This is a genomic window from uncultured Wocania sp. (assembly GCF_964021735.1).
Classification (GTDB): Bacteria; Bacteroidota; Bacteroidia; order Flavobacteriales; family Flavobacteriaceae; genus Wocania_A.
Window position 1 is genome coordinate 1 of sequence record NZ_CAXIBN010000179.1, and the last position, 6,388, is coordinate 6,388.

Annotated in this window: 6 protein-coding genes; all 6 read right to left on the bottom strand. The window is 33.2% G+C overall.

Annotated elements, in window-relative coordinates; translation table 11 throughout:
* Window position 1: 1 nt before the first annotated feature.
* From scpA to AADI82_RS12925, 6 genes are read right to left on the bottom strand one after another with little or no spacing between them, the layout of a single operon-like run.
* Window positions 2-2,125: a methylmalonyl-CoA mutase gene (gene scpA, locus AADI82_RS12900; protein WP_341216840.1), complete on the bottom strand. Its 2,124-nt coding sequence runs from the start codon at window positions 2,123-2,125 to the stop codon at window positions 2-4.
* A gap of 24 nt (window positions 2,126-2,149) precedes the next feature.
* The gene (locus AADI82_RS12905) at window positions 2,150-2,788 is read right to left on the bottom strand and encodes a hypothetical protein (protein ID WP_341216841.1); all 639 of its coding nucleotides are present in this window, start codon (window positions 2,786-2,788) and stop codon (window positions 2,150-2,152) included.
* A gap of 19 nt (window positions 2,789-2,807) precedes the next feature.
* Complete coding sequence (locus AADI82_RS12910; RefSeq protein WP_341216842.1) at window positions 2,808-4,178, bottom strand: methylmalonyl-CoA mutase subunit beta; 1,371 nt, start codon at window positions 4,176-4,178, stop codon at window positions 2,808-2,810.
* Window positions 4,171-4,497: a septum formation initiator family protein gene (locus AADI82_RS12915; protein WP_341216843.1), complete on the bottom strand. Its 327-nt coding sequence runs from the start codon at window positions 4,495-4,497 to the stop codon at window positions 4,171-4,173. Before AADI82_RS12915 ends, AADI82_RS12910 begins: the two co-directional genes overlap by 8 nt.
* Window positions 4,497-5,102, bottom strand: coding sequence for a uridine kinase (gene udk, locus AADI82_RS12920; RefSeq protein ID WP_341216844.1), 606 nt, complete (start codon window positions 5,100-5,102; stop codon window positions 4,497-4,499). The genes AADI82_RS12915 and udk overlap by 1 nt, the downstream gene beginning before the upstream one ends.
* Window positions 5,103-5,139: 37 nt before the next feature.
* Window positions 5,140-6,246 (bottom strand): PQQ-dependent sugar dehydrogenase, encoded by a 1,107-nt coding sequence (locus AADI82_RS12925; protein WP_341216845.1) that lies wholly within the window; start codon window positions 6,244-6,246, stop codon window positions 5,140-5,142.
* Between the last annotated feature and the right edge of the window lie 142 nt (window positions 6,247-6,388).

The following is a 6,388-nucleotide window of genomic DNA, read 5'->3' on the forward strand; positions in this document are numbered from 1 at the left end:
CTCAATCAATCAAAATCTCCAAAATTTTAATGGCAGCATCACTAATTTTTGTCCCAGGTCCAAATACAGCTACAGCACCAGCGTCAAATAAATATTGATAATCTTGTTTTGGTATGACGCCACCAACAATAACCATAATATCATCGCGACCATAATTTTTTAAAGCTTCAATAACCTGAGGAACAAGCGTTTTATGTCCTGCAGCAAGTGAGGAAACTCCTAAAATATGTACATCGTTTTCTACAGCTTGTTTGGCAGCTTCTTGTGGTGTTTGAAATAATGGACCAATATCTACATCAAAACCTACATCGGCATAACCTGTTGCAACAACTTTGGCCCCACGATCATGACCGTCTTGCCCCATTTTTGCAATCATTATTCGAGGTCGTCGCCCATCTTGTTCGGCAAAAATATCGGCTAACTCTTTTGCTTTTTTAAAGCTATTATCATCTTTTATTTCTTTACTATACACACCCGAAAATGATTTAATCTTTGCTTTATAACGCCCAAAAACAACTTCTAAAGCATCACTAATTTCGCCTAAAGTTGCTCTTTCGCGTGCAGCTTCAACAGCTAAAGCTAATAAATTTTCTTGTCCTGTTCGTGCCGCTTCGGTTAATTTCGATAAAGTCCCATTAATTTTATCATTATTTCTCTCAGCTTTTATCTTATTTAAACTTTCAATTTGTTGATTACGAACCGTTTGATTGTCAACTTCTAAAGTCTGAATAGGGTCTTCTTTCTCTAATCTATATTTGTTAACACCAACAATGATATCTTGATTAGAATCTATGCGTGCTTGTTTACGTGCAGCAGCTTCCTCAATTCTTATTTTGGGAATACCAGCTTCAATAGCCTTGGTCATACCACCAAGTTCTTCTACTTCTTCAATTAAAGTCCATGCTTTTTGAGCAATATCATGAGTGAGTTTTTCAACATAAAAACTACCCGCCCAAGGATCAACAGTTTTGGTTATTTTAGTTTCTTCTTGTAAAAATATTTGTGTGTTACGAGCAATTCGTGCTGAAAAATCAGTTGGTAAAGCAATGGCTTCGTCTAAAGCGTTTGTATGTAAACTTTGTGTGCCACCAAAAGCAGCAGCGGTAGCTTCAATAGTTGTTCGCGCTACGTTATTAAATGGGTCTTGCTCAGTTAAACTCCAACCACTGGTTTGGCAATGTGTGCGTAAGGCTAAAGATTTTTCATTCTTAGGATTGAATTGCTTTACCAATTTTGCCCATAACATACGTGCTGCTCGCATTTTGGCAATTTCCATAAAATGATTCATGCCAATAGCCCAGAAAAAAGATAGGCGAGGAGCAAAAGTATCAATGTCCATGCCTGCATCTAATCCTTTTCTAATATATTCTAAACCATCTGCTAAAGTGTATGCTAACTCAATATCGCAAGTAGCACCAGCTTCTTGCATGTGGTAGCCAGAAATACTAATGCTATTGAATTTAGGCATGCTCTTGCTCGTAAATTCAAAAATATCAGAAATAATTTTCATGGAAGGCGTTGGTGGATAGATATACGTATTACGCACCATGAATTCCTTTAAAATATCGTTTTGAATAGTGCCTGCTAATTGTTCTGGTTTTACACCTTGCTCTTCGGCAGCGACAATATAAAATGCCATAATGGGTAAAACAGCACCATTCATAGTCATTGAAACCGACATTTTATCCAATGGGATTTGGTCGAAAAGTATTTTCATATCTTCAACCGAATCGATGGCTACTCCTGCTTTTCCAACATCGCCAACCACACGATCGTGATCAGAATCGTAACCACGATGCGTTGCTAAATCGAAAGCCACAGATAACCCTTTTTGTCCAGCAGCTAAATTACGCCGGTAAAAGGCGTTACTTTCTTCGGCAGTACTAAAACCAGCATATTGCCGAATTGTCCACGGTCTGCGAACATACATGGTACTATATGGTCCACGAAGATTAGGTGCTATTCCTGCAACAAAGTTTTGATGCTCAATATCTTGTAGATCGTCTTTTGAGTAATCTGATTTTACAGGAATATCTTCAGCTGTTAAAAATGAGCTATTGGCTATTGGTTTTTGGCTTTTAGCTGCTGACTTAATTGTTATATGTTGCAGGTTTTTTCTAGACATTTTATGTTTACACGATTGTATATTTTATTGAGGTAATTTATTAAAGTCTACTTTTTCTGCAGGCTTTTCAGTATTAACTTTCGATAAATCTTTGTTAAATAGATTGGCATAAAACAAATCGAAAGCAATATAAGCTGCTAAATATTTATCTTTTATAACATTTCTATAATTCGACATTAATGGTGCGCCAAATGGTTTCGGGCTCATACTATTTACCTTTAACAGTGAATTAAATGTTGTTTTTAACTCAGTATTTTGCATATTTATTGAAATGCAATTAATTAAAGCACTGTTATAATTTAAGTAGCTTTTTGGGTTGCTGGCATCCCACAAATCATTTTCATTTTTTAAAACCTCAAAAACATTTATTGTATGAGGCGATACAATGTCTTCGTATTTTATTCTGCCGTAAATGGCATTTCTAATAAACTGACCGTAAGCTTGAATTAAGGATGCATTAGGATTGTTTTTTCCGTAAAAATTTAAAATATCATTTTCAAAAGCAAATAAGGCTTCGCTATATAATTTTGAGTTTACGTTTTCACAACTTAAAACCAAACCTTTATCGGCATATTTGTATTCTGATAGTGTGTTCTCTTTTTTACAACTTATCAAACTGATAGCTAATGTGATTACAAAAAGTTTAAAAAATTGTGTTTTCATAGATGTTATAAAATTTAAGTTATTCTGTTTTTAATCGGTTTTGTTCTAAGGTTTCTGCTAGTCGTTTTTCAATAATAGGCTCAATTAGAGTCTTTCTTGAATTGGTTTTTACAAACGGATATAATTCCAGTTCGTGTTTCATTTTATCGTTAGCATTTGGTTGTTTGTTGCTTCCTAAAAGTACTTCTTTGCCAGCATCAAATTGTTGTTGTTCTTTGGCTGCGCTTTCTTTTATTTTCCGTTGAATTGTGCTTTCCTTCAATTGTTTTAAAAAACCACCGTTTGCTTCAATATCTTTAAACAATTCTAAAGATTTTTCGGTAAGCTGATTTGTTAAATTTTCAACATAATAGGCACCATCGGCAGGATTATTTACTTTATCAAAATAGCTTTCGTGTTTTAAAACAAGGAGTTGATTTCTTGCAATACGCTCACCAAATTCGTTATTTTTATGATAAATAGCATCGTAAGGCAGATTGCTAATAGTATTGGCACCACCCAAAATAGCACTCATACATTCGGTTGTGGTGCGTAACATGTTGGTATTGTAATCGTAAAGTGTTTTGTTGCGTTTGCTTGGAGTTGCAACGATATGACAATCTTGATTGATATCATATTCAGAAGCTAAAGTACTCCAAAGAATTCTTAGTGCTCTAAGTTTTGCGATTTCAAAAAAATAGTTGGTGCCTACAGAAACTTGGAAGATAACATTGAGAGATTGCTTTTTTTTATTTTCAATTATATTATCAACATGATTCAAATATTCATTGGCATGCGCTAAACTGTAAGCGAGTTGTTGCACCATATTTGCTCCAGCATTTTGGTATAATGATGCTTCTACACTAAACGTATTTGTGTTTTTAACGATAGATTCAAAATGGTTGTGGTCGCCTTTTAAATTATTAAACCAGTTTCCGGATTTAGCTAGATTTCCTATGATATCTGTTTGAATATAGATTCTCGCTTTCGCTGAAATATTCAAAATACGCTTAATATAATTGTTGTTTAAAAACTGTAAATCAAAATAAAAAAGGTTAGAAGATAGGTTGATGTTTTTTAATAAATCTTCAATGGAAACTGAATCATTTGGAATAATAAATTTGATGCTTTCTGCGCCTCTTTCAATTGCATTAATTGCTTTTAGGTTAGATTTTTCAACGTCAGCAACAAAAACAGATTGACAAATTTTCCACTGTGTGGCTTTGGTGTTTGATGGTTTTAAAGGCTCACTGAATTCATCTGAATGATAAAAAGGTTTTACCGAAATACCATCGTTAGAATTCCAAATTAACGTATCGTTATAATCGGCACCTTTTAAATCAACTTGGATTTTTTGTTTCCATTGTTTAGCCGACACCGCTTCGAAATCATCAAACAAACGCTTAGTCATCTTTTTTAACTTTTAAACTGTCTTCATATTCAATTATAAAAATTTCCTCATTTTCTTTTTTCATATAATATTCTTCGCGAGCAAATTTTTCTAAGCCTTCTTCGGTACTTAATTTTTTTATGGCTTTATTGTCTTTTATTATTTCTCTTTTGTAATATTCTTTTTCGTTTTGTAAGGCTTCAATATCGGTATTTAATTCATGATGAATTAACCACGAGTTTGTATCAAAAAATAGCATCCAAACCGCAAAAACTACAAGGATAAGTATAAACCAATTTTTAAAAGGTTTTAAATATTTGTTTTTATTGAATTGCGTCATTACAATTTTTCATTAATAATAGTTTTAACAATATCTACAGCAACCGTGTTGTATTTGTTGTTTGGAATAATAATATCTGCATATTCTTTCATAGGTTCAATAAACTGATCATGCATGGGTTTTAAAGTGTTTTGGTATCGAGAAAGGACTTCATCTAAATCTCTACCGCGTTCAGAAATATCACGTTTTAATCTACGAATTAAGCGTTCATCAGTATCAGCATGTACAAATATTTTAATATCAAACAGATTTCTTAACTCAGGATTTGTAAGTATCAAAATACCTTCGACAATAATTACTTTTCTAGGATGTGTTAAAATAGTATCACCTGTTCTATTATGTTTCACAAACGAATATACAGGTTGATGTATCGGGACACCTTTTTTGAGTTCTCGTAAATGATGAGTTAACAAATTAAAATCAATAGATCTCGGATGATCAAAATTTATTTTAACACGCTCTTCATAAGATAAATGTGTTGTATCTTTATAATACGAATCTTGTGAAATTACGCCAACTTCTCCCTCTGGAAGTTCGTTTAAAATCTGATTAACAACTGTTGTTTTTCCGCAACCTGTGCCACCTGCAATTCCTATAATTAGCATTTAAAAAATGTTAGTTTGGTATAATACAAATTTAAGATTATTTATTCGGAATAATTTTAACTATGCCAACATTTTCTACACCAACATAAATATAACCATCTGGACCTTGGCGCATACTGCGTACACGACCAATTCCATCAAGTAATCGTTCTTCTTTAACAACTTTATTATTTTTTATAACACATCTATCGAGATATTGAAATTTTAAAGAGCCGACTAAAAGATTGTCCTTCCAATTGGGGTAAATATCGCTAGTTATAAATGTCATACCACTTGGTGCAATAGAAGGTGTCCAATGGTGAATTGGTTGTTCCATTCCAGGGGCTTCGGTAATTTCAGTAAATTTTGTACCACTGTAATTTATCCCATAACTAATTACTGGCCAACCATAATTTTTACCAGATTCAATAATGTTTATTTCGTCGCCACCTCGTGGTCCATGTTCGTGTGTCCAAATTTTACCAGTTTTAGGATGTTTTACCATACCTTGTGGATTACGGTGTCCATAAGAATAAATCGCTTTTTTTGCATTTTTTTTATTTATAAAAGGATTGTTTTCTGGAATAGAACCATCATCATTTATTCTATAAATCTTACCACAATCTTTTGTAAGATCTTGAGGATTCACATCTCGATTTCCACGATCTCCAATAGAAAAATATAAATACCCGTCGTTGTCAAACTCTAATCTAGATCCAAAATGTTGTCCACGATTACTGTTGGGTAAAGCTTTGTATAATATTTCTACATTTGTTAGCGCATTGTTTTTAAGCTTAGCACGCATTATAGAGGTGTTAGCACCATCATTATTATCGTTTGATGACGAATAAGATAAGTAAAGCCAACCATTATCCTTATAGTTTGGGTGCAATTCAATATCCATTAAACCACCTTGACCAAGTAACTCAATTTTAGGTAATCCTAAAATTTTAGATTTTTCACCTTTATTAAAATGAATTAATTCTCCAGCTTTTTCGGTAATAATCATAGAACCATCGGGCAGAAAAACAAACCCCCAAGGGTTATTAAGTTCTGTAACTATGGTTTCGTAAGAATGCTTAATATTTACAGGTGTTTTATCTTGAGCACAAGCATTAAGACTAAATAGAATTATGGTTGCTAAAAAAAAAGATTTAATAGTCATGATTTTTAATATTAAATGTAACCACAATTTACTTATAATTATTGTTTGTTTATAAAGAAAAACTATATATTTGCAGCCGTTACATTTTTTCGGGGTGTAGCGTAGCCCGGTTATCGCGCCGCGTTTGGGACGCGGAGGTCGC